This is a genomic window from Nevskia sp., from assembly GCF_023266035.1.
Lineage (GTDB): Bacteria > Pseudomonadota > Gammaproteobacteria > Nevskiales > Nevskiaceae > Nevskia.
In genome coordinates, this window is record NZ_JAHFRY010000036.1 from 1 (window position 1) to 23290 (window position 23290).

The following is a 23290-nucleotide window of genomic DNA, read 5'->3' on the forward strand; positions in this document are numbered from 1 at the left end:
TGAAGGTGAAGGTCGAGCTGATCGTCCCGATCGCGATGGAAGAGCAGGTTCGCTTCGCCATCCGTGAAGGCGGCCGCACCGTTGGTGCCGGCGTCGTTACCAAGATCCTGAAGTAAGTCTCGTCTGCCCCGCAGGCCAGCAATGGCCTGCGGGGTTGTCGTTTCAGCAGCAGGCGTTTACATTTTCCCCGGCACGAAGCTATACTCGCGCCCCCTCGATTCACAGTGCGCCAACAGGGCGGTAGCTCAACTGGTAGAGCGTCGGTCTCCAAAACCGAAGGTTGCGGGTTCGAGACCCTCCCGCCCTGCCACTGTGATGAAAGCAGTTTTGCCTCACGAGACCGATGGAATCCTCGAAGACAGCCGGTAGCCAGGTCGAAGAAACCGGCTCACGTTTCGACACGTTGCTGCTGATCTCGGCCCTTGTGCTGCTGATTGGCGGTCTCGCCGTCTATTACGTGTTCCTTGAATTGCCGAAGTCCGTTCGGCTGTTGCTGCTGCTCGGCAGCATCGCCGCGGCCGTCGCCGCGGTCTATCGCACGGCAATCGGCCATTCGCTCTGGTCGCATGTCCAGGGCGCCCGTGTCGAACTCCGCAAGGTGGTCTGGCCTACGCGCCAGGAAAGCCTGCAAACCACGCTGATCATCGCCATTTTCGTGCTGATCGTGGCCTTGATGATGTGGGGGCTCGACGCGACCTTGCTTTGGGGCGTCCAGAAGCTCACCGGACGGAGTGCCTGATGAGCATGCGTTGGTATGTGGTTCACGCGTACTCACAGTACGAAAACAATGTGTTGCGCGCCCTGAAGGAGCGCATCACCCGCGCCGGACTTGAAGAAAAGTTCGGCGACATCCTGGTGCCGACCGAAGAAGTGGTCGAAATCCGCGATGGCCAGAAGCGCACCACGGAGCGCAAGTTCTATCCGGGCTATGTACTGGTCCAGATGGAAATGAACGAAGACACCTGGCACCTGGTCAAATCGACGCCGAAGGTCCTTGGCTTCATCGGCGGCACGCCGGACAAGCCGGCCCCGATCTCCGAGAAGGAAGCCAAATCGATCCTCAGCCGGGTCGAGGAAGCGGTCGAGAAGCCGAAGCCGAAGACGCTGTACGAGCCGGGCGAAGCCGTCCGGATCACCGAAGGCCCGTTCGCGGACTTCTCCGGTGTGGTCGAGGAAGTCAATTACGACAAGAGCCGTCTGCGAGTCGCGGTGCTGATCTTCGGCCGCGCCACACCTGTCGAACTCGAATTTTCGCAGGTGCAGAAAGGGTGAATGGTTGGCGAGCACTGCTCGCCGGGCATTCACGACCGGCCACGGATGGCCGGGCCGAGGTCTCCAAACGAGGATGAACCCTCGCCAGGGATGGCAAAACAAACTTTGTAGACCGGACGCTTTTAGCTGTCCGGAAGTAGTCAAACCGGGGAGCCCACCTGAAAGCCGGGCGCACGTACCCATCACGGAGTAAGCAATGGCAAAGAAAGTCCAGGCCTACATCAAGCTGCAGATTCCTGCAGGCAAGGCCAATCCGTCACCGCCCGTCGGCCCAGCACTCGGCCAGAACGGCGTCAACATCATGGAATTCTGCAAGGCGTTCAATGCCGCCACGCAGAAGCTGAAGCCGGGTATCCCGACCCCAGTCGTGATCACGGTCTACTCCGATCGTTCGTTCACCTTCATCACCAAGACCGCGCCGGCCACGGTGCTGATCAAGAAGGCCGCTGGCGTCGAGTCGGGCAGCCCGACTCCGCACACCAAGAAGGTCGGCAAGATCACTAAGAGCCAGGCCGCCGAGATCGCCAAGACCAAGTGGCCGGATCTCAACGCCGGCAGCATGGAAGCGGCAGTCAAGCTGATCGCTGGCTCGGCCCGCTCGATGGGCATCGACGTGGTGGAGGGCTAAGAACATGGCAACCCTGATCAAGCAGTCCAAGCGTCAAAAAGCATTCGCCGACAAGATCCAGCCGGGCAAGTCGTACCCGGTCGACCAGGCCATCGAAATCCTGAAGTCCTGCGCCACGGCGAAGTTCAAGGAATCGCTCGACCTGTCGCTCAACCTCGGCATCGACGCCAAGAAGTCCGACCAGAACGTCCGCGGTTCGACGACCTTGCCGAACGGCAACGGCAAGACCGTTCGCGTTGCCGTGTTCGCCCAGGGTGCCAAGGCTGCTGAAGCCCTGGCCGCTGGTGCCGACGTGGTCGGTATGGAAGATCTGGCCGCCAAGATGAAGGAAGGCGACCTGAACTACGGCGTGGTCATCGCCAGCCCGGACACGATGCGCGTTGTCGGTGCGCTCGGTCAGGTGCTCGGTCCGCGCGGCCTGATGCCGAATCCGAAGACCGGCACCGTGACGCCGAACGTCGCCGAAGCCGTCCGCAACGCGAAGTCGGGCCAGGCCCGTTATCGCACCGACAAGGCCGGCATCATTCACTGCTCCATTGGTGCAGCGAATTTCGAAACCGCCAAGCTGACGGAAAACCTGCTCGCCGTGCTGCGTGATATCCGCAAGCAGAAGCCGGCGACCTCGAAGGGCGTTTTCATCCGCAAGGTAACGCTGTCGACGACGATGGGCCCCGGCGTGCCGGTCGAGCTGTCGTCGCTGCCGGAATAAGAGACAAATGACCGGAATGCGTTCTGCGCATTCCGGTTTTCGGAACTTGACAGTGTGGCCTCACCGCCACGCCGTCCGAGACCGTCAGTAGGGCCGAACCGCTCACGCGGCGAGGCAGGTTAAAGGTTCGCAAGAGCCGCTGACGCAGACGGTAAGCCCTGAAGACTCACGTCGACAGGGTTCCGTAAAAGTGGATCGAGCCGCAAGGCACGATCCTGTTTGTAACGCAGCATCACCAGGAGGTTCGCGTCTAATGGCATTGCGTCTTGAAGACAAGAAGGCCCTGGTTGCGGAAGTGAATGAAGTGGCGTCACGCGCGCTGTCGGCTGTTGCGGCCGAATATCGCGGACTGTCTGCCGGCAAGTTCGACATCCTGCGCAGCAAGGCCCGTGAGAACGGGATCTATCTGCACGTGGTCAAGAACACGCTGGCAAAGCGCGCACTGGCCGGCACTCAGTTCGAGTGCATGGGCGACGCGCTGGTCGGACCGTTGGTGCTTGGATTCTCGCTGGACGATCCAGGTGCTGTTGGTCGCGTGATCAAGGACTTCGCGAAGGATAACGACAAGCTGGTGGTCAAGGCGGTTTCGATCGGCGGGCAGCTGTATGGCTCGAAGGACATCGAACGTCTGGCTTCGCTGCCGTCCAAGGAGCAGGCGTTGGCCATGCTCATGGGCGTCATGAAGGCCCCGGTGTCGAAGTTCGTTCGCACCCTCGCAGAACCGACTGCCAAGTTCGTGCGCACCGTGCAAGCGGTGGCCGACCAGAAGCAGGCGGCCTGAGTCGAGTCCTGACACCACAGTTTTTCCATTCACTTTCCCTGATCGGGTAAGCGGTTTGGTTCACACACTAGTCAATCGAGGTTTTTAGAAATGGCACTTTCAAATCAGGAAATCCTTGACGCGATCGCCGAAAAGTCCGTCATGGACATCGTCGAGCTGGTCAAGATGATGGAAGAGAAGTTTGGCGTCTCCGCCGCTGCCGCCGTCGCCGTTGCCGGCCCGGCTGCCGGCCCGGCTGCCGCTGCTGCAATCGAGCAGACCGAGTTCACCGTCGTGATGTCGTCGTTCGGCGAGAACAAGGTCAATGTCATCAAGGCCGTCCGTGAAATCACCGGCCTGGGTCTGAAGGAAGCGAAGGATCTGGTCGAAGCCGTCCCGGCAACGATCAAGGACGCGATCCCGAAGGCTGACGCCGAAGCGATCGTCAAGAAGCTGTCGGATGCGGGCGCCAAGGCTGCGATCAAGTAAGCCTTGTCGATTCGCTCAAGCAGCACGCTGTAACCGGCGAGGGCTGGCCGCGCAAGCGGCCGGCCTTCTGCCGTTGCTACAACCGTATTTGAATGCTCCGCGCGCCTGAAGCGCGCCAAGACGAGGTAACACCGATGGCCTACTCGTTCACCGAGAAGAAGCGCATTCGCAAGGACTTCCGCAAGCAGTCGGAAACCCTCGCAGTGCCATACCTGCTGGCGACGCAGCTGGATTCGTATCGCCACTTCCTGCAGGCCGAGGTTCACCCCGCCCAGCGCAAGGAAGCCGGCTTGCATGCGGCGTTCAAGTCGGTGTTTCCGATGGTCAGCTACAACAATGCGGCGGCGCTCGAGTACGTGCGCTATCGCCTTGAAGAGCCGGTGTTCGACGAAAAGGAATGCCGCGTCCGCGGTCTGACTTTCGCCGCGCCGCTCAAGGTCACCACGCGTCTGGTGATCTACGATCGCGAGTCCAAGGAAAAGCGCGTCAAGGACATCCGCGAGCAGGAGGTCTACATGGGCGAAGTTCCGCTCATGACCGGCAACGGAACCTTCATCGTCAACGGCACCGAGCGTGTCGTCGTATCCCAGCTGCATCGCTCGCCCGGCGTGTTCTTCGATCACGACAAGGGCAAGACCCATTCTTCGGGCAAGCTGCTGTACAGCGCCCGCATCATTCCGTATCGCGGCTCGTGGTTGGACTTCGAGTTCGATCCGAAGGACAACCTATTTGTCCGCATCGATCGTCGCCGCAAGCTGCCGGCGACCATCCTCCTGCGCGCGCTCGGCTACAACAACGAGCAGATGCTGGAGATGTTCCACGAGATCAACACCTTCCAGCTCGCCGATGGCGGCGCGATGCTGGAACTGGTGCCAGAACGTCTGAAGGGCGAGAAGGCGCAGTTCGACATCAAGACCAGCGCCGACAAGGTGCTCGTCGAGCAGGGCAAGCTGATCACCGCCCGTCACATCAAGCTGATCCAGGAAGCCGGCGTCAAGCACCTGCAGGTGCCGGATGAATACCTGCTCGGCAAGATCGTGTCGAAGGATCTGGTTTCCAAGGAAACCGGTGAAGTGATCGCCGTCGCCAATACCGAAGTCACCGCCGATCTGCTGCCGAAGCTGCGCGCGGCCGGTGTTGTCGAACTGCCGACGCTGTACGTCAACGACCTCGACAAGGGTGCGTACATCAGCACCACGATGAACATCGACCCGAGCCGCACGCGCCTCGAAGCGCTGGTCGAGATCTATCGCATGATGCGTCCCGGCGAGCCGCCGACCAAGGATGCTGCCGAAACCCTGTTCAACGGCCTGTTCTTCGCCGGCGAGCGCTACGACCTGTCGGGCGTCGGCCGCATGAAGTTCAACCGTCGCTTGCGCCGCACGGCCGTCACCGGCCTCGGCGTGCTCTATGACTCCCAGTACTTCAAGACTTTCGGCGATACCGAAATGAAGAAGAAGCTGGCGGAGCTGGGCGAAACTTCGGACATCGTCGAAGTGGTCCGCGAGATGATCGCGATCCGCAACGGCGAGCAGATCACCGACGATATCGATCATCTCGGCAACCGCCGCATCCGTGCGGTCGGCGAAATGACCGAGAACGTGTTCCGCACCGGCCTGGTCCGTGTCGAGCGCGCCGTTCGCGAGCGTCTGGCGCTGGCCGAAGCCGAGAACCTGACCCCGCAGGATCTGATCAACGCCAAGCCGGTCGGCGCTGCGATCAAGGAATTCTTCGGCTCGTCGCAGCTGTCGCAGTTCATGGATCAGAACAACCCACTGTCGGAAGTCACGCACAAGCGTCGCGTGTCGGCTCTCGGACCGGGCGGTTTGACCCGCGAGCGCGCCGGCTTCGAAGTCCGCGACGTGCATCCCACCCATTACGGCCGCGTCTGCCCGATCGAAACGCCGGAAGGCCCGAACATCGGTCTGATCAACTCGCTGGCCTGCTATGCCCGCACCAACGATTACGGCTTCCTCGAGACGCCGTATCGCAAGGTCGTCGACGGCAAGGTCGGCAGCGACATCGAATACCTGTCGGCGATCGAAGAAGGCCGCTACGTGATCGCCCAGGCGAACTCGGAGCTCGACGCCAAGGGTGCGTTCAAGGCTGACCTGGCATCGGTCCGCTACCAGAACGAATTCACCATGATGACGCCCGACAAGGTCCAGTACATGGACGTGTCGCCGCGCCAGATCGTGTCCGTCGCCGCCGCGATGATCCCGTTCCTCGAACACGATGACGCCAACCGCGCCCTCATGGGTTCGAACATGCAGCGTCAGGCCGTTCCGACGCTGCGTGCCGAAAAGCCGCTGGTCGGCACCGGCATGGAACGCCGCGTCGCGATCGACTCCGGTGTCGCCTTCACCGCCAAGCGCGGTGGCGTGGTCGACAAGGTCGATGCTGCCCGTATCGTCGTTCGTGTCAACGATGACGAAACGATCGCAGGCGAAGCCGGCGTCGATATCTACAACCTGATCAAGTACACGCGTTCCAACCAGAACACCTGTATCAATCAGAAGCCGCTGGTTCGCCCGGGCGACATCGTGTCGCGTGGCGACGTGCTGGCCGATGGTCCGTCGACCGACCTCGGTGAACTGGCCCTCGGCCAGAACATCCTGATCGCGTTCATGCCGTGGAACGGCTACAACTTCGAAGATTCGATCCTGCTCAGCGAGCGGGTGGTCGAGGAAGATCGGTTCACCACGATCCACATCGAAGAGCTGACCTGCGTCGCGCGCGAAACCAAGCTCGGGCCGGAAGAAATCACCGCCGACATCCCGAACGTCAACGAAGGCGCGCTGCGCAAGCTTGACGAAGCCGGCATCGTCTACATCGGCGCCGAAGTAAAGGCTGGCGACATCCTCTGCGGCAAGGTCACGCCGAAGGGCGAGACCCAGCTGACGCCGGAAGAAAAGCTGCTCCGCGCGATCTTCGGCGAGAAGGCTTCCGACGTGAAGGACACCGGCCTGCGCGTACCGGCCGGCATGGACGGCACCGTCATCGACGTTCGCGTGTTCACTCGCGAAGGCGTCAAGAAGGACAAGCGCGCGCTGTCGATCGAAGAATCCGAACTGGCTTCGGTCAAGAAGGACTTCGGCGATCAGCAGCGCATCTTCGAGGACGACATCTACGATCGTCTGAAGAAGCTGCTGGTCGGCAAGTCCGCCGACGGCGGCCCGATGAAGCTGAAGAAGGGCGAGAAGGTCACTGCCGACTATCTCGACGGCCTCGAGCGTGACAAGTGGTTCGAAATCCGTCTGCAGGACGACGAGACCCAGAACCAGCTCGAAACCGCGGCCCGTCAGCTCAAGGACCAGCGCGCCGAGTTCGACAAGAAGTACGAGAACAAGAAGCGGAAGATCCAGGCCGGCGATGAGCTGAGCCCGGGCGTTCTGAAGATGGTCAAGGTCTATCTGGCCGTGAAGCGCCGCGTGCAGCCGGGCGACAAGATGGCCGGCCGTCACGGCAACAAGGGCGTGATCTCGCAGATCGTGCCGGTGGAAGACATGCCGCACATGGCGGATGGCACCCCGGTCGACATCGTGCTGAACCCGCTGGGCGTGCCTTCGCGCATGAACATTGGTCAGCTGCTCGAAGTCCATCTCGGCTGGGCCGCTAAGGGCATCGGCAAGAAGATCGACGAGATGCTCAAGGGCCAGAAGGCGGTCGCCGAACTACGCAAGTTCCTCGACAAGGCCTACAACAAGATCGGCAGCTACGAGCAGAAGGTCGATATCGATGCCCTGTCCGACACCGAGATCCTGACGCTGGCGCAGAACCTGACCGGCGGCATGCCGATGGCGACGCCGGTGTTCGACGGCGCCTCGGAAGAAGACATCAAGGGCATGCTCGAACTCGCCGGTCTTCCGACCACGGGTCAGGCACAGCTGGTTGATGGCCGTACCGGCGACAACTTCGCGCGCCTGGTCACCGTCGGCTACATGTACATGCTGAAGCTGAACCATCTCGTCGACGACAAGATGCATGCGCGTTCCACCGGTCCGTACTCGCTGGTCACCCAGCAGCCGCTCGGTGGCAAGGCGCAGTTCGGCGGTCAGCGCTTCGGTGAAATGGAAGTCTGGGCGCTGGAAGCCTACGGCGCGGCGTACACGCTGCAGGAAATGCTGACCGTGAAGTCGGATGACACCAACGGCCGTACGCGCATGTACAAGGCGATCGTCGATGGCGATCACCGGATGCATGCCGGCATGCCGGAGTCGTTCAACGTGCTGGTCAAGGAAATCCGTTCTATCGGTCTCAACATCGAGCTCGAGCAGAACAACTGAGGCGACAGGTCACCTGTCTGAGACGTGCTGCCGAAAGGCGCCGTCTCGGACATCAGTAATCAGCCTACTAGCCTCAAGAATTGCGGTATTGCGGAGATAGACATGAAAGATTTCTTCAACCTGATGCGGGCCACCGAAGAGTTCGAAGACTTCGATGCCATCAAGATCAGCCTCGCCTCGCCGGAAACTGTCCGGTCGTGGTCGTTCGGCGAAGTGAAGAAGCCGGAAACCATCAACTACCGCACGTTCAAGCCGGAACGTGACGGCTTGTTCTGCGCGAAGATTTTCGGGCCGATCAAGGATTACGAGTGCCTGTGCGGCAAGTACAAGCGCTTGAAGCATCGCGGCGTGGTTTGCGAAAAGTGCGGCGTCGAAGTCACCGTTGCCAAGGTGCGTCGCGAGCGCATGGGCCATATCGACCTGGCGTCGCCGGTCGCGCACATCTGGTTCCTGAAGTCGCTGCCGAGCCGTATTGGTCTGTTGCTCGACATGCCGCTGCGCGCCATCGAGCGCGTGCTGTATTTCGAAGCCCACATCGTCGTCGACGCAGGCCTGACGCCGCTGGAAAAGGGCACGCTGCTGACCGAAGAGGACTACCTCAACGCCGTCGAGCAATACGGCGATGACTTCGATGCCCGCATGGGTGCCGAAGCGATCCGTGACCTCCTGAAGGCGATCGACCTGCAGAAGGAAACGATCAAGCTGCGCGAGGAAATCGGCGCCACGGGTTCCGATACCAAGATCAAGAAGCTCGGCAAGCGCCTGAAGCTGATCGAGTATCTGATCGCTTCGCACAACAAGCCGGAATGGATGGTGTTCACGGTGCTGCCGGTGCTGCCGCCGGATCTGCGTCCGCTGGTGCCGCTCGATGGTGGCCGCTTCGCGACCTCGGATCTCAACGATCTGTATCGCCGCGTCATCAACCGCAACAACCGCCTGAAGCGCCTGCTCGAACTGACGGCGCCGGACATCATCGTGCGCAACGAAAAGCGCATGTTGCAGGAGTCCGTTGACGCCCTGATCGACAACGGCCGCCGCGGCCGCGCGATCACCGGCACCAACAAGCGCGCCCTCAAGTCGCTCGCCGACATGATCAAGGGCAAGCAGGGCCGCTTCCGCCAGAATCTGCTCGGCAAGCGCGTCGACTATTCCGGCCGTTCGGTCATCGTCGTCGGTCCGACCCTGAAGCTGCACCAGTGCGGCCTGCCGAAGAAGATGGCGCTGGAGCTGTTCAAGCCGTTCGTGTTCTCGCGTCTGCAGCGTCTTGGCGTCGCCACGACGATCAAGGCCGCGAAGAAGATGGTCGAGCGCGAAGAAGCCCAGGTCTGGGACGTGCTCGAAGAGTGCATCAAGGAACATCCGGTGCTGCTCAACCGCGCGCCGACCCTGCATCGCCTCGGCATCCAGGCCTTCGAACCGCAACTGATCGAAGGCAAGGCCATCCAGCTGCATCCGCTCGTCTGCACGGCTTTCAACGCCGACTTCGACGGTGACCAGATGGCTGTCCACGTGCCGCTGTCGCTCGAAGCGCAGCTGGAAGCGCGCGTGCTGATGATGGCCTCGAACAACATCCTGTCGCCGGCCAACGGCGACCCGATCATCGTGCCGTCGCAGGACGTCGTGCTTGGTCTGTACTGGATGAGCCGCGAGCGCGTCAATGCGCCGGGCGAAGGCATGACCTTCTCCGACATCTCGGAAGTGCATCGCGCCTATGAATCGGGCCTGATCGATCTGCAGGCCAAGATCAAGGTCCGCATGCGCGATTACATCGAGGACGGCGAGGGCGGCTACAAGGAAATCCGTCGCATCAACGACACGACCACCGGCCGTGCGCTGCTGTCGGAAATCCTGCCGGACGGTATTCCGTTCGCCCAGGTCAACCGCACGATGACCAAGAAGATCGTCTCGCAGACGATCAACTGGGTGTACCGCCGCGTCGGCATGAAGGACACCGTGGTGTTCGCCGACCAGCTGATGTACATGGGCTTCCGCATGTCGACCAAGGCCGGCATCTCGTTCTGCCTCGACGACATCATGGTGCCCGACGAGAAGGTCGGCATCCTGGCCGAGGCCGAGATCAAGGTTAAGGACATCGATGACCAGTACAGCCAGGGTCTGACCACCCAGTCCGAGCGCTACAACCACGTCGTCGACATCTGGTCGAAGGCCAATGACGACATCGCCAAGGCGATGATGGCGCGGATCGGCACCGAAGCCGTCGTGGACAAGAAGGGCGATACCGTCCGTCAGACCTCGTTCAACTCGGTGTTCATGATGGCCGACTCCGGTGCGCGCGGTAGCGCTGCCCAGATTCGTCAGCTCGCCGGCATGCGCGGCCTGATGGCCAAGCCGGACGGCTCGATCATCGAAACGCCGATCACCGCGAACTTCCGCGAAGGTCTGAACGTTCTCCAGTACTTCATCTCGACGCACGGCGCTCGCAAGGGTCTGTCGGATACGGCACTGAAGACCGCCAACTCGGGTTACCTGACCCGCCGTCTGGTCGACGTTGCCCAGGACGTGGTCGTCACTTCGCAGGACTGCGGCACCGAACAGGGTGTCGTCATGCGTCCGATCGTGGAAGGCGGCGACATTCTCGAGCCGCTGCGCGATCGCGTGCTCGGTCGCACCCTACTGCGTGACGTGCACAAGCCCGGAAGCGATGAAGTCGCGATCGAGGCCGGCACCTTGCTCGACGAAAAGCTGGTCAACAAGCTCGAAGATCTGTCGATCGACGAAGTCTGGGTCCGCTCGGCGATCACTTGCGAGATGCCGTTCGGCATCTGCGGCAAGTGCTACGGCCGCGATCTGGCCCGTGGCCATCTGGTCAACATCGGTGAAGCGGTCGGCGTCATCGCCGCCCAGTCGATCGGTGAGCCGGGTACCCAGCTGACCATGCGTACCTTCCACGTCGGTGGCGCGGCTTCGCGTTCGGCCTCGGCCGATGGCGTCGACGCCCGTGCGGCCGGTACGGTGCGCGAGCACAACGTCAAGTCGGTCAAGAACAAGGACGGCAATCGCGTGACCGTCACCCGCACCGGTGAAATCGGCGTCGTCGATTCCCACGGCCGCGAGCGTGAGCGTTACAAGATTCCGTACGGCGCCGTCGTGCAGGTCAACGACAACGATCCGGTCAAGGCCGGTCAGCGTCTGGCCCGTTGGGATGCCCATACGCACCCGATCATCACGGAAATCGCCGGCTTCGTGCAGTTCCAGGACTTCGAGGACGGCATCACCGTCACTCGCGAGACCGATGACATCACCGGCATGTCGACGCTGGTGATCACCGACCCGAAGACTCGCGGCATGGCCGGCAAGGATTTGCGCCCGGTGCTGGCGCTGGTCGATGCCAAGGGCAAGTCGCTGAGCTTCCCGGGCACCGACATTCCGGCTTCGTACTCGCTGCCGGCGAAGGCGATCATCAACATCGAGGACGGCGCGGAAGTGAAGGTCGGCGACGTCGTCGCCCGTATCCCGCAGGAAGCCTCGAAGTCGCGTGACATCACCGGCGGTCTGCCGCGTGTTGCCGATCTGTTCGAAGCGCGCAAGCCGAAGGATCCGGCGGTTCTCGCCGAAGCCTCGGGCACCATTCGTTTCGGTACCGCGACCAAGGGCAAGCAGCGCCTGAAGGTGGTGATGGCCGATGGCGAGGAAGTCGAGCAGCTGATTCCGAAGTGGACCCAGATCACGGTGTTCGAAGGCGAACATGTCGAGATGGGCGAACAGATTTCGGACGGCGAGCCGAGCCCGCACGACATCCTGCGTCTGCAGGGTGTCACCGCGCTGGCCAACTACCTGGTCAAGGAAATTCAGGATGTCTACCGCCTGCAGGGCGTGAAGATCAACGACAAGCACATCGAAACGATCATTCGTCAGATGCTGCGCAAGGTGGAGATTGCCGATCCGGGCGATACCCGCTTCCTGCAGGGCGAGCAGGCGGAAATCTTCCACGTTCATGCCGAGAACCGGAAGATGAAGAACAACGGCAGCCGCGCTGCCCAGTTCTATCGTCAGCTGCTCGGCATCACCAAGGCGTCGCTGTCGACCGAGTCGTTCATCTCGGCCGCCTCGTTCCAGGAAACCACGCGCGTCCTCACGGAAGCCTCGGTGCGCGGTTCGCGCGACGAGCTGCGCGGCCTGAAGGAGAACGTCATCGTCGGTCGCCTGATCCCGGCCGGTACCGGCCTGGCGCATCACGAACAGCGCCGCAAGGCGCGTGGTGGCAGCCTGCTGGCCGATCTGCAGAACGCCACGACGTCGTCGCCGATCACCGACGTATTCGAAGCCGTGCGCAGCGAATCGGCAGTGTCCGGTGGTCGCGATGATGGCGACGAGGATGAAGTCGAAGAGTCCGGCGAAGAGTAAGAAATCAGCCGCTGCGGGCAACCTTCAACAGGTTTCCCGCAGCGGCCGTTGCAAGCGGCGTAGCAATCTTTTGTTCCGCCGACGATTGACTAAAACCGGGCGCGCTCTTATGATTCGCGCCCTCGCGCGCAGACCGTTCATGGTCCGCACGCCATATCTTTCACAATTGGGCTTTTGAAAGCGGGAATCACAGTGCCAACGATTAATCAGCTTGTTAAGACCGGTCGGACCTCCAAAGCTGCCAAGAACAAGGTTCCGGCACTTGAGGCCAGCCCGCAGAAGCGTGGCGTGTGTACTCGCGTCTATACGACCACGCCGAAAAAGCCCAACTCCGCACTCCGCAAGGTTGCGCGCGTTCGTCTGACCAATGGCTTCGAAGTCACCAGCTACATCGGTGGTGAAGGCCATAACCTGCAGGAACACTCCGTGGTCCTGATCCGCGGCGGTCGCGTCAAGGATCTGCCCGGTGTGCGTTACCACATCGTTCGCGGTGCGCTCGACGCCTCGGGTGTCGACAAGCGTCGTCAGGGCCGTTCGAAGTACGGTGCCAAGCGTCCGAAGGCCGGCGCCGCTGCCAAGACGGCTGGCAAGAAGAAGTAATTCTTCTGCAAGTTATCGGGGTCTGCGCCTGGCGCAGGCCCTCGTTTCACCACTTATTAGTTCCTGGCCATCAGCAACTAAATACTGCATCACGCACCGAGTACATCAATGTCCCGTCGTCGTAGCCCAGAGCGTCGCGTAATTCTCCCGGATCCGAAGTTCAAGTCCGAACTGCTGACCAAGTTCATGAACATGGTCATGGAAGACGGCAAGAAGTCGGTTGCCGAAAAGATCCTGTACGGCGCGCTGGACCAGATCGCGGCGAAAAAGAAGACCGATGCGCCGATCGTCGTGCTCGAAGCTGCGTTCGACAACGTTCGTCCGAGCGTCGAAGTGAAGTCCCGCCGCGTCGGTGGTGCGACCTATCAGGTGCCGGTCGAAGTGCGCGCAGTGCGCCGCACGACGCTGGCCATGCGTTGGCTGATCGACGCTGCTCGCGCCCGTGGCGAAAAGAGCATGGCCGATCGTCTGGCTGGCGAACTGCTGGATGCTTCCGAGCACCGCGGCGCTGCCGTCAAGAAGCGCGAAGATACCCACAAGATGGCTGAGGCCAACAAGGCCTTTGCACATTTCCGCTGGTAAGTGACGCTTGCCGGTTCTCCGGCAAACCGCTGCTCCCGCTCTCCTATCTGTAATGAAGCCGCGATAGATTTCGCGGCTTCGCTTTCAAGACCCGAGGTTTTCCGTGGCCCGCACTACGCCTATCGAGCGCTACCGCAATATCGGTATTTCCGCTCACATCGACGCCGGCAAGACGACGACGACCGAGCGCGTGCTGTTCTACACCGGCGTCAATCACAAGATTGGCGAAGTGCATGACGGCGCCGCGACGATGGACTGGATGGAACAGGAACAGGAGCGCGGCATCACGATCACGTCGGCCGCGACGACCTGCTTCTGGAAGGGCATGGGCGCGCAGTTCGATCTGCATCGCGTCAACATCATCGATACCCCGGGACACGTCGACTTCACGATCGAAGTCGAGCGTTCGATGCGCGTGCTCGATGGCGCCTGCATGCTGTATTGCGCCGTCGGCGGCGTGCAGCCGCAGTCGGAAACCGTCTGGCGCCAGGCCACGAAGTACAAGGTTCCGCGCATCGCGTTTGTCAACAAGATGGACCGTTCGGGCGCGAACTTCTTCAAGGTCGTCGAGCAGATGAAGAAGCGGCTCAACGCCAACCCGGTGCCGATCCAGATTCCGATCGGTGCCGAAGAAGGTTTCCAGGGCGTTGTCGATCTCGTCAAGATGAAGGCCATTCTCTGGAATGAGGCCGACAAGGGCGTGACCTTCGAGTACGGCGAGATTCCTGCCGAGCTCGTCGATCTGGCCAATGAATGGCACGAGAAGATGGTCGAAGCTGCCGCGGAAAGCAGCGACGAGCTGATGAACAAGTATCTCGAAGGCGAGACGCTGACCGAGGAAGAGATCAAGGGCGGCATCCGTGCGCGGACGCTGAAGCTTGAAATCTTCCCGATGCTCTGCGGCTCGGCGTTCAAGAACAAGGGCGTGCAGGCGATGCTCGATGCGGTCATCGAGTACCTGCCGGCGCCGACCGACGTGCCGCCGATCGAGGCGCACGACACCGACGACTACGAGAAGATCATCGAGCGCACCGCCGATGACAGCCAGCCGTTCTCGGCGCTCGGCTTCAAGATCATGACCGACCCGTTCGTCGGCACGCTGACCTTCATCCGCGTCTATTCGGGCGTGCTGAAGAAGGGCGACAGCGTCTACAACTCGCGCAGCGGCAAGACCGAACGTATCGGCCGTCTGGTGCAGATGCATGCGAACAACCGCGAAGAAATCGATGAAGTGCGCGCCGGCGACATCGCCGCCTGCATCGGTTTGAAGGACGTGTACACCGGCACCACGCTGGCTGCGCAGAACGCGCCGGTCGTGCTGGAACGCATGATCTTCCCGGAGCCGGTGATTTCGCAGGCGGTGGAACCGAAGACCAAGGTCGACCAGGAAAAGATGGGCATCGCGCTCAATCGTCTTGCCCAGGAAGATCCGTCGTTCCGCGTCCGCACCGATGAAGAGACGGGCCAGACGGTCATCGCCGGCATGGGCGAACTGCATCTGGAAATCATCGTCGACCGCATGAAGCGCGAGTTCAAGGTCGAAGCCAATGTCGGTCCGCCGATGGTGGCCTACCGCGAAACGCTGCGCCGCACGGTTGAAGCGGAAGGCAAGTTCGTGCGCCAGTCCGGTGGTCGCGGTCAGTACGGTCATTGCTGGATCAAGATCGAACCGCAGGAACCGGGCGCCGGTTACGAATTCGTCAACGGCATCGTTGGCGGTGTGGTTCCGAAGGAATACGTGCCGGCCATCGACAAGGGCATCGTCGAGGCCATGAAGAATGGTGTGGTCGCCGGTTACCCGGTCGTCGACATCAAGGTCACCGTGTTCGACGGCTCCTACCATGACGTCGATTCCAACGAAATGGCGTTCAAGGTTGCCGGTTCGATGGCGTTCAAGGAAGGCGCGCAGAAGGCCAGCCCGGTCATTCTCGAGCCGATCATGGCCGTCGAAGTGGAAACGCCGGAAGACTACATGGGTGACGTCATGGGCGATCTCAATCGCCGCCGTGGCGTGATCCTGGGCATGGACGATGTCGGTGGCGTCAAGGCGCTGAAGGCTGAAGTCCCGCTGGCAGAAATGTTCCAGTACTCGACGACTCTGCGCTCGATGAGCCAGGGCCGCGCGACGTACACGATGGAATTCAAGAAGTACCAGGAAACGCCGGCAAACGTTGCCGCCGCCCTGGCGAAGAAGTCCTGATAAGCAACACACCCGCGCTGTACTGAACTTGAGTCGGATTAGAGGATATTTCGATGGCAAAAGAGAAATTTGACCGTACCAAGCCGCACGTGAACGTGGGGACGATTGGGCATGTGGATCATGGCAAGACGACGACGACTGCTGCGCTGACGAAGATCAGCGCGGACAAGGGCTGGGGCACGTACATTCCGTACGACCAGGTTGCGAAGGCGTCGGAATCGCAGGGCCGTCGTGACTCGACGAAGATCCTGACGATTGCCACGAGCCACGTCGAGTATTCGACGAAGAACCGCCACTACGCGCACGTTGACTGCCCGGGACACGCGGACTACGTCAAGAACATGATCACCGGAGCCGCGCAGATGGACGGCGCGATCCTGGTGGTGTCGGCCACCGACGGCCCGATGCCGCAGACGCGTGAACACGTGCTGTTGGCCAAGCAGGTCAACGTGCCGAAGATCGTGGTGTGGCTGAACAAGTGCGATCTGGTGGAAGACGCGGAACTGCTGGAACTGGTCGAAATGGAAGTGCGCGACCTGCTCGGCAAGTACGGCTTCCCGGATGACGGCCCGGTGATCAAGGGCTCGGCGACCAAGGCGATTGCTGGCGACCCGGTCTGGGTGGCGCGTCTGGAAGAACTGTACGACGCACTCGACTCCTACATCCCGGAGCCGATGCGCGAAATCGACAAGCCGTTCCTGCTGCCGGTGGAAGACGTGTTCTCGATCTCCGGTCGCGGCACGGTGGCCACGGGGCGCATCGAGCGCGGCATCGTCAAGGTTGGCGAAGAAGTCGAGATCGTGGGCCTGAAGGACACCGTCAAGACCATCGTCACCGGCGTTGAAATGTTCCGCAAGCTGCTGGATCAGGGCCAGGCGGGCGACAACGTGGGCCTGCTGCTGCGTGGTACCAAGCGCGAAGACATCGAGCGTGGCCAGGTGCTGTGCAAGCCGGGCACGATCAAGCCGCATACCGACTTCGAAGCCGAAGTGTATGTACTGGGCAAGGACGAAGGCGGCCGCCACACGCCGTTCTTCAAGGGCTACCGCCCGCAGTTCTACTTCCGCACGACGGACGTGACGGGCGCTGTCGAACTGCCGGAAGGCACGGAGATGGTGATGCCGGGCGACAACGTGAAGGTGAAGGTCGAGCTGATCGTCCCGATCGCGATGGAAGAGCAGGTTCGCTTCGCCATCCGTGAAGGCGGCCGCACCGTTGGTGCCGGCGTCGTTACCAAGATCCTGAAGTAAGTCTGCACAAGGCCCCCGCGAGCCTCAGAAGGGCTTGCGGGGGTTTGTTTTCCCTGGTGGTTCTGCTGTCTGGAAGGTTTCGTTGTTTATTTTCTGGGTTTCCAGAAATACTTTCCAAACAGTGTTGCAGCAGGGTGATGGGGTCGATATAATTCGCGCCCCTTAGTTCCCCGTTAGCCATCCGGCTACCGGGTCGTTCTTTAAGACTTGAGTGAGAGCATGGCCGCAACCAGCCAATCGATTCGCATTCGGCTCAAAGCCTTCGATCATCGTTTGATCGATAAATCGGCTCGCGAGATCGTCGAAACCGCGAAGCGCACCGGTGCCGTCGTCCGCGGACCTATTCCGCTGCCGACCCGCATGGAGCGCTACACCATCCTGGTGTCGCCGCACGCAGACAAGTCTGCTCGTGACCAGTACGAAATTCGTACGCACAAGCGTCTTATGCAGATTATCGACCCCACCGAGAAGACCGTCGACGCCCTGTCGAAGCTCGATCTTCCGGCAGGTGTCGAAGTCCAGATTCGCGTCAACTAAGGCGAGGATCAGACAAATGACTATTGGTATTGTTGGGCGCAAAGCGGGCATGACCCGCGTGTTCACGGCGGCGGGTGAGTCCATCCCGGTCACCGTGATCGAATGCACTCCGAATCGCGTCACTCAAGTCAAGACTGTGGAAACCGACGGCTATCGCGCCGTTCAGGTCACCGCAGGCGAGAAGAAGTCCAGCCACGTTTCCAAGCCGCTCGCGGGCCATTACAAGAAGGCCGGTGTTGCTGCGGGTCGCGGTCTCTGGGAATTCCGTCTCGATGACAGCCAGGGCGCCGATCTGGTCCCGGGTTCCGAGATCACCGTGACTTCGTTCGAGGGCGTCAAAGCCGTCGACGTGGCGGGTGTGAGCATCGGCAAGGGCTTCGCAGGTGTTCAGAAGCGCTGGAATTTCGGCGGCGGTCGTGCCAGCCACGGTAACTCGCTGTCGCATCGCGTGCCGGGCTCCATCGGTCAGCGCCAGAGTCCGGGCAAGGTCTGGAAGGGCAAGAAGATGGCCGGCCACATGGGTTCGGACAACATCAGTGCCCTGAATCTGGACGTGGTCCGCATCGACGTCGAGCGCAATCTGCTGCTCGTCAAGGGCGCCGTGCCCGGACACAAGGGTGCCGACGTCGTCGTGCATCCGACGGTCAAGTAAGTAGTTCATTGGACTGGGCGACATGGATCTCCAACTACACTCAAGCAACAGCACGCTGAATGTGGCTGACGCCGTTTTCGGCGTCGACTACAACGAAGCCCTCGTGCACCAGGTTGTGACTGCCTATTTGAATGGCAGCCGCGCCGGTACCAAGGCTCAGAAGTCGAAAGCAATGGTTCGCGGCGGCGGCAAGAAGCCGTGGAAGCAGAAGGGCACGGGCCAGGCCCGCGCCGGTTCGATCCGCAGCCCGCTGTGGCGTGGCGGCGGCAAGACGTTTGCTGCCGTGCCGCGTGATCACAGCCAGAAGGTCAACAAGAAGATGTATCGCGGTGCAATCCGCTCGATCATCTCCGAACTGAACCGCAATGGCTCGCTGATCATCGCCGACAGCTTCACCGTCGAAGCCGCGAAGACCAAGACGCTGGTCGAGAAGCTGAATGTCGTTGGTGCCAACGACATCCTGATCGTCACCGATACGCTGGACCACAACCTGTTCCTGTCGGCGCGCAACCTGCACCGCGTGAACGTGGTTGACGTCAACGGCATCAATCCGGTCTCGCTGCTGTCATTCAAGAAGGTGCTTCTGACTGCTCCGGCCGTCAAGAAGCTGGAGGCCTGGCTGTCATGAGCAAGATCAAGATCTCGGGCGAACGCCTGCACCAGCTGATCCTGGCGCCGGTCGTCTCGGAAAAGAGCACGCGCGCTGCTGAAAAGAGCAACGAAGCCGTGTTCAAGGTTCTGCGCGACGCCAAGAAGCCGGAAATCAAGGCGGCGATCGAAAAGCTTTTCAACGTCAAGGTTGAAGCGGTTCGGACGCTGAACGTGAAGGGCAAGGTCAAGCGTTTCGGCGGTGCCACCGGCGTTCGTTCCGACTGGAAGAAAGCCTACGTGACGCTCGCCCAAGGTCAGGAAATTGATTTCCTGGCTGGCGCCAACAGCTAATCGGAGCGACGAGAAATGCCTCTCCAGAAAATGAAACCGACCAGCCCAGGTCGCCGTCACGTGGTTTCAGTGACGCACCCGGAGCTGTTCAAGGGTCGTCCGTATGCGCCGCTGCTCGAGGCCAAGCACTCGAACGGTGGCCGCAACAACCACGGCCACATCACCACGCGTCATCAGGGCGGCGGTCACAAGCAGCACTATCGCCTGATCGATTTCAAGCGTGACAAGGATTCCATCGCGGCCAAGGTCGAGCGGATTGAATACGATCCGAACCGCAGCGCGCACATCGCGCTCCTGCTGTACAAGGATGGCGAACGTCGTTACATCATCGCGCCGAAGGGTGTGAGCGTTGGCGATGCGATCCAGTCCGGTTCGGATGCGCCGATCAAGCCGGGCAACAGCCTGCCGATCCGCAACATTCCGGTCGGTTCGACGATTCACTGCATCGAGCTGCGTATCGGCAAGGGCGCCCAGCTGGCGCGCTCGGCCGGTGCCGCCGTGCAGCTGGTCGCTCGTGAAGGTGAGTACGCGACGGTTCGTCTGCGTTCGGGCGAAATGCGCCTGGTGCATACGGAATGCCGCGCCACCCTCGGCGAAGTTTCCAACAGCGAGCACAACCTGCGCCATTACGGCAAGGCTGGCGCCAAGCGCTGGAAGGGCATTCGTCCGACCGTCCGCGGTGTCGTCATGAACCCGGTCGATCACCCGCACGGTGGTGGTGAAGGCAAGTCCGGTCAGGGCAATCCGCACCCGGTTTCGCCGTGGGGCCAGAAGGCCAAGGGTCTCAAGACCCGCAATAACAAGCGCACGCAGAAGTTCATCGTGCGCAGCCGTCACAAGAAGTAACTCACGTAATTCGAGAGCCCGTCATGTCGCGTTCCGTCAAGAAAGGCCCGTTCATCGATCACCATCTCGCAAAGAAGGTGAGCGATGCCCAGGGCAGCCGCGTCAAGAAGCCGATCAAGACCTGGTCGCGTCGTTCGATGATTTCGCCGGACATGGTCGGTCTGACCATGCAGGTGCACAACGGCCGTCTCCACGTGCCGGTTTTCATCACCGAGAACATGATCAGCCACAAGCTGGGCGAGTTCTCGCCGACCCGTACCTTCAAGGGCCATACGGCCGGCGACAAGAAGTCGAGCTAAGGAGACAGACATGCAGACCCAGGCTGTTCTCAAGTTCGTTCGTCTTTCGCCCCAGAAGGCGCGTCTGGTCGCTGACCAGGTTCGCGGCCAGAAGGTCGATCAGGCGCTGAACCTGCTCAAGTTCTCGCGCAACCGCGCATCGGGAATCTTGCTCAAGGTCCTCGAATCGGCGATTGCCAATGCCGAAAACAATAACGGTGCCGATGTCGACGAGCTGAAGATCTCCGAGATCTTCGTCGATGAAGGCCCGACGATGAAGCGTATCCGGCCGCGTGCCAAGGGTCGTGCAGACCGCATCCTGAAGCGCACGAGCCACGTCACGATTCGCGTCTCCGACGGCAGCACCAAGAGTTAACGGGAAGAGTATTCATGGGTCACAAGATCAATCCGAATCTGTTCCGTCTTGGCATTTCGACGGCCTGGACGTCGAACTGGTACGCCGAGCGCGGTGCCTACGCCGATAACCTGAACAAGGATCGCCTGGTGCGCGAGTTCCTGTTCAAGAAGCTGGCGCAGGCTTCGGTCAGTCGCGTGCAGATCGACCGCCCGGCGAAGTCGGCGCGCGTCACGATCCACACCGCGCGTCCGGGTATCGTCATCGGCAAGAAGGGCGAGGACATCGAGAAGCTGCGTCAGGAAGTGTCGAAGCTGATGACGCTCAAGCCTGACTCGGTTCACATCTCGGTCGAGGAAATCCGCAAGCCGGAACTCGATTCCAAGCTGATTGCCGAAAGCGTTGCCCAGCAGCTCGAGCGTCGCATCATGTTCCGTCGTGCGATGAAGCGCGCCGTGACCAATGCCATGCGCCTCGGTGCAGGCGGCATCAAGATTCAGGTTGGCGGCCGTTTGAACGGCGCTGAAATCGCTCGTACCGAGTGGTATCGCGAAGGTCGCGTGCCGCTGCATACGCTGCGCGCCCACATTGATTACGGCACCGCTGAAGCGAAGACCACGTACGGCGTCATTGGCGTCAAGGTCTGGGTTTTCAACGGCGAAGTCTTCGAGACCGATCGTCACGCAGGCAAGAAGGAAGAGGCCGGCGAGCCGGCATCTGCCTGATTTTCCTTCACGCCAGAAATTAGGAGAGTGCTGCCATGATGCAGCCCAAGCGAACCAAGTTTAGAAAGCAGCAGAAGGGCCATAACCGCGGACTTGCGCAGAATGGCAACAAGGTCAGCTTCGGCGAGTTCGGCCTGAAGTCGACTGAGCGCGGTGCGCTCACTGCTCGCCAGATCGAAGCGGCCCGTCGTGTCATCACGCGTTACGTCAAGCGTGGCGGCAAGATGTGGATCCGCATCTTTCCGGACGTCCCGGTCACCCGTAAGCCGCTGGAAGTCCGAATGGGCTCCGGTAAGGGCAACGTCGAGTGGTGGGTCGCCAAGATCCAGCCGGGCAAGATGTTGTATGAGCTCGAAGGCGTGACCGAAGTCGATGCGCGCGAGGCCTTCCGCCTTGCAGCCGCAAAGCTGCCGGTCAAGACGACCTTCGTGCATCGCACGATCCTGTAACTACAGTGGTCGGTGGCTAGTGACTGGTGGCTAGTCAAAAGTCTCCGCGTTTACTAATCACTAGCCACTTGTCACTAGATACCGAGTTATGAAGACCACCGAATTTGTGAAGACGCTGCGGGACAAGTCCCCAGCCGATCTGAAGACTGAACTGGCGGCGCTGCGCAAGGAGCAGTTCAACCTGCGCATGCAGGCAGCTGTCGGCCAGCTTACCCAGTCGAATCTGGTTCACGACGTGCGCAAGAAGATCGCCCGCGTCAAGACCTTCATGCAGCAGCAGGCCCAAAAGCAGGCGAAGGCGTCATGAGCGAAGTTACTGAAGTGGTCCCGGCAGCGCGCCGCATCGTCGGCCGCGTTCTGAGCAGCAAGATGGACAAGACCATCACGGTCGCCGTCGAGCGCACGGTCAAGCATCCGCTGTACGGGAAGCTGCTGCGCAAGACGACGAAGCTGCACGCGCACGACGAGAACAACCAGTGCCACGAGGGTGACCTCGTTGCCATCGTTGAGACGCGCCCGATTTCGCGTTCGAAGTTCTTCCGCCTCGTGGAAGTGCTCGAGAGCGCCAGCGAATTGCAGCAGCGTGAAGCTGCCGCCAAGGCCGGAGTCTAAGCGCCATGGTCCAACAGGAATCAATGCTGGTGGTCGCTGACAACAGCGGCGCCAAGGTGGTCCAGGTCATCCAGGTCAAGGGTTCGACGCATCGTCGTTATGCCTGCGTCGGCGATCTGATCAAGGTCACCGTCAAGGATGCGATCCCGCGCGGCAAGGTCAAGAAGGGCGAAGTGCACGACGCCGTTGTGGTTCGTACCAAGAAGGGCGTGCGCCGTCCGGATGGCTCGACCATCCGCTTCGACACCAACGCGGCGGTGCTGCTGACCACCAAGCTGGAACCGATCGGTACCCGTATTTTCGGACCGGTGACCCGTGAGCTGCGCGAACGTTTCATGCGCATCATTTCGCTGGCCCCCGAAGTCCTCTGAAGTCGTAGAGAAAATCATGCGCAAGATCAAAAAAGGCGACGAAATCATCGTCATCACTGGCAAGGACAAGGGCCGTCGCGGCACTGTGTCCGTCGTCCAGGATGACGGCAAGATCATTGTTGAAGGCCTGAACCTGGCCAAGAAGCATCAGAAGGGCAACCCGCAGGCTGGCATCAGCGGCGGTATCGTCGAGAAGGAAATGCCGCTCGACGCGTCCAACGTGATGCTGTTCAACGCGAAGACCGGCAAGGGCGATCGCGTGGGTTTCAAGTTCCTCGGCGAAGGCGAAGCTCGTCGCAAGGTGCGTTACTTCAAGTCGAACCAGGATGTTCTGGACGCTTGAGTCCGGGGCACTGCGTCAGTATTTGGTATTGAGAACAGG

General features: G+C 61.0%; 26 protein-coding genes and 1 tRNA gene. All 27 read left to right on the forward strand.

The genetic code is table 11. From position 1 onward, the window contains the following. Positions 1–116: hypothetical protein (locus Q0D45_RS07340; protein ID WP_366946373.1), on the forward strand; the 116-nt coding region annotated here is incomplete at its 5' end. A gap of 118 nt (positions 117–234) precedes the next feature. Next, positions 235–310, forward strand: a tRNA-Trp gene (locus Q0D45_RS07345). Between the two features lie 93 nt (positions 311–403). Then, on the forward strand, positions 404–739 hold the full coding sequence (gene secE / locus Q0D45_RS07350) for a preprotein translocase subunit SecE (RefSeq protein WP_293390638.1): 336 nt from the start codon (positions 404–406) through the stop codon (positions 737–739). Beyond that, positions 739–1272, forward strand: a complete 534-nt coding sequence (nusG, locus tag Q0D45_RS07355; protein ID WP_022974902.1) for a transcription termination/antitermination protein NusG — start codon at positions 739–741, stop codon at positions 1270–1272. The genes secE and nusG overlap by 1 nt, the downstream gene beginning before the upstream one ends. A gap of 196 nt (positions 1273–1468) precedes the next feature. Then, a complete protein-coding gene (rplK, locus tag Q0D45_RS07360; RefSeq protein WP_293390644.1) occupies positions 1469–1900 on the forward strand; it encodes a 50S ribosomal protein L11 in 432 nt (143 codons plus the stop codon). Between the two features lie 13 nt (positions 1901–1913). Next, complete coding sequence (gene rplA / locus Q0D45_RS07365) at positions 1914–2609, forward strand: 50S ribosomal protein L1 (RefSeq protein WP_293390717.1); 696 nt, start codon at positions 1914–1916, stop codon at positions 2607–2609. A 253-nt stretch (positions 2610–2862) separates the two neighbouring features. After that, entirely contained in the window at positions 2863–3390 is a 528-nt protein-coding gene (gene rplJ, locus Q0D45_RS07370) for a 50S ribosomal protein L10 (RefSeq protein ID WP_022974905.1), read from the forward strand. A 90-nt stretch (positions 3391–3480) separates the two neighbouring features. Continuing rightward, the gene (rplL, locus tag Q0D45_RS07375) at positions 3481–3858 is read left to right on the forward strand and encodes a 50S ribosomal protein L7/L12 (protein WP_293390645.1); all 378 of its coding nucleotides are present in this window, start codon (positions 3481–3483) and stop codon (positions 3856–3858) included. A gap of 134 nt (positions 3859–3992) precedes the next feature. Then, positions 3993–8144 (forward strand): DNA-directed RNA polymerase subunit beta, encoded by a 4152-nt coding sequence (gene rpoB / locus Q0D45_RS07380; RefSeq protein WP_293390648.1) that lies wholly within the window; start codon positions 3993–3995, stop codon positions 8142–8144. Positions 8145–8246: 102 nt separating this feature from the next. Next, a complete protein-coding gene (gene rpoC, locus Q0D45_RS07385; RefSeq protein ID WP_293390650.1) occupies positions 8247–12509 on the forward strand; it encodes a DNA-directed RNA polymerase subunit beta' in 4263 nt (1420 codons plus the stop codon). A gap of 192 nt (positions 12510–12701) precedes the next feature. Beyond that, positions 12702–13109 carry a 30S ribosomal protein S12 gene (gene rpsL / locus Q0D45_RS07390; protein WP_293390653.1) on the forward strand — a complete coding sequence of 136 codons (408 nt, stop codon included), beginning with the start codon at positions 12702–12704 and terminating at the stop codon, positions 13107–13109. Between the two features lie 108 nt (positions 13110–13217). Next, the gene (gene rpsG / locus Q0D45_RS07395; protein WP_022974910.1) at positions 13218–13691 is read left to right on the forward strand and encodes a 30S ribosomal protein S7; all 474 of its coding nucleotides are present in this window, start codon (positions 13218–13220) and stop codon (positions 13689–13691) included. A gap of 103 nt (positions 13692–13794) precedes the next feature. Further along, positions 13795–15891: an elongation factor G gene (gene fusA / locus Q0D45_RS07400; protein ID WP_293390657.1), complete on the forward strand. Its 2097-nt coding sequence runs from the start codon at positions 13795–13797 to the stop codon at positions 15889–15891. Positions 15892–15944: 53 nt separating this feature from the next. Continuing rightward, entirely contained in the window at positions 15945–17141 is a 1197-nt protein-coding gene (gene tuf, locus Q0D45_RS07405) for an elongation factor Tu (protein WP_022974887.1), read from the forward strand. 219 nt (positions 17142–17360) lie between these two features. Then, positions 17361–17678, forward strand: coding sequence for a 30S ribosomal protein S10 (gene rpsJ, locus Q0D45_RS07410; protein ID WP_022978588.1), 318 nt, complete (start codon positions 17361–17363; stop codon positions 17676–17678). 16 nt (positions 17679–17694) lie between these two features. After that, positions 17695–18330 carry a 50S ribosomal protein L3 gene (gene rplC / locus Q0D45_RS07415; protein WP_022978589.1) on the forward strand — a complete coding sequence of 212 codons (636 nt, stop codon included), beginning with the start codon at positions 17695–17697 and terminating at the stop codon, positions 18328–18330. 22 nt (positions 18331–18352) lie between these two features. Further along, entirely contained in the window at positions 18353–18958 is a 606-nt protein-coding gene (gene rplD, locus Q0D45_RS07420; protein WP_293390663.1) for a 50S ribosomal protein L4, read from the forward strand. A gap of 11 nt (positions 18959–18969) precedes the next feature. Then, positions 18970–19272, forward strand: coding sequence for a 50S ribosomal protein L23 (rplW, locus tag Q0D45_RS07425; RefSeq protein ID WP_028475787.1), 303 nt, complete (start codon positions 18970–18972; stop codon positions 19270–19272). 15 nt (positions 19273–19287) lie between these two features. After that, positions 19288–20118 (forward strand): 50S ribosomal protein L2, encoded by an 831-nt coding sequence (gene rplB / locus Q0D45_RS07430; protein WP_293390667.1) that lies wholly within the window; start codon positions 19288–19290, stop codon positions 20116–20118. Positions 20119–20141: 23 nt separating this feature from the next. After that, a complete protein-coding gene (gene rpsS, locus Q0D45_RS07435; protein ID WP_022978593.1) occupies positions 20142–20417 on the forward strand; it encodes a 30S ribosomal protein S19 in 276 nt (91 codons plus the stop codon). Between the two features lie 10 nt (positions 20418–20427). After that, on the forward strand, positions 20428–20772 hold the full coding sequence (rplV, locus tag Q0D45_RS07440; RefSeq protein WP_293390670.1) for a 50S ribosomal protein L22: 345 nt from the start codon (positions 20428–20430) through the stop codon (positions 20770–20772). A gap of 14 nt (positions 20773–20786) precedes the next feature. Then, a complete protein-coding gene (rpsC, locus tag Q0D45_RS07445; RefSeq protein WP_022978595.1) occupies positions 20787–21476 on the forward strand; it encodes a 30S ribosomal protein S3 in 690 nt (229 codons plus the stop codon). A gap of 35 nt (positions 21477–21511) precedes the next feature. After that, positions 21512–21925 carry a 50S ribosomal protein L16 gene (gene rplP, locus Q0D45_RS07450; RefSeq protein ID WP_022978596.1) on the forward strand — a complete coding sequence of 138 codons (414 nt, stop codon included), beginning with the start codon at positions 21512–21514 and terminating at the stop codon, positions 21923–21925. Between the two features lie 88 nt (positions 21926–22013). Then, complete coding sequence (gene rpmC, locus Q0D45_RS07455; protein ID WP_022978597.1) at positions 22014–22232, forward strand: 50S ribosomal protein L29; 219 nt, start codon at positions 22014–22016, stop codon at positions 22230–22232. Beyond that, positions 22229–22537 carry a 30S ribosomal protein S17 gene (gene rpsQ, locus Q0D45_RS07460; protein WP_293390676.1) on the forward strand — a complete coding sequence of 103 codons (309 nt, stop codon included), beginning with the start codon at positions 22229–22231 and terminating at the stop codon, positions 22535–22537. The genes rpmC and rpsQ overlap by 4 nt, the downstream gene beginning before the upstream one ends. Positions 22538–22542: 5 nt before the next feature. Next, a complete protein-coding gene (rplN, locus tag Q0D45_RS07465; protein WP_293390679.1) occupies positions 22543–22908 on the forward strand; it encodes a 50S ribosomal protein L14 in 366 nt (121 codons plus the stop codon). A gap of 16 nt (positions 22909–22924) precedes the next feature. Then, on the forward strand, positions 22925–23251 hold the full coding sequence (gene rplX, locus Q0D45_RS07470) for a 50S ribosomal protein L24 (RefSeq protein ID WP_022978600.1): 327 nt from the start codon (positions 22925–22927) through the stop codon (positions 23249–23251). Positions 23252–23290: the final 39 nt, after the last annotated feature.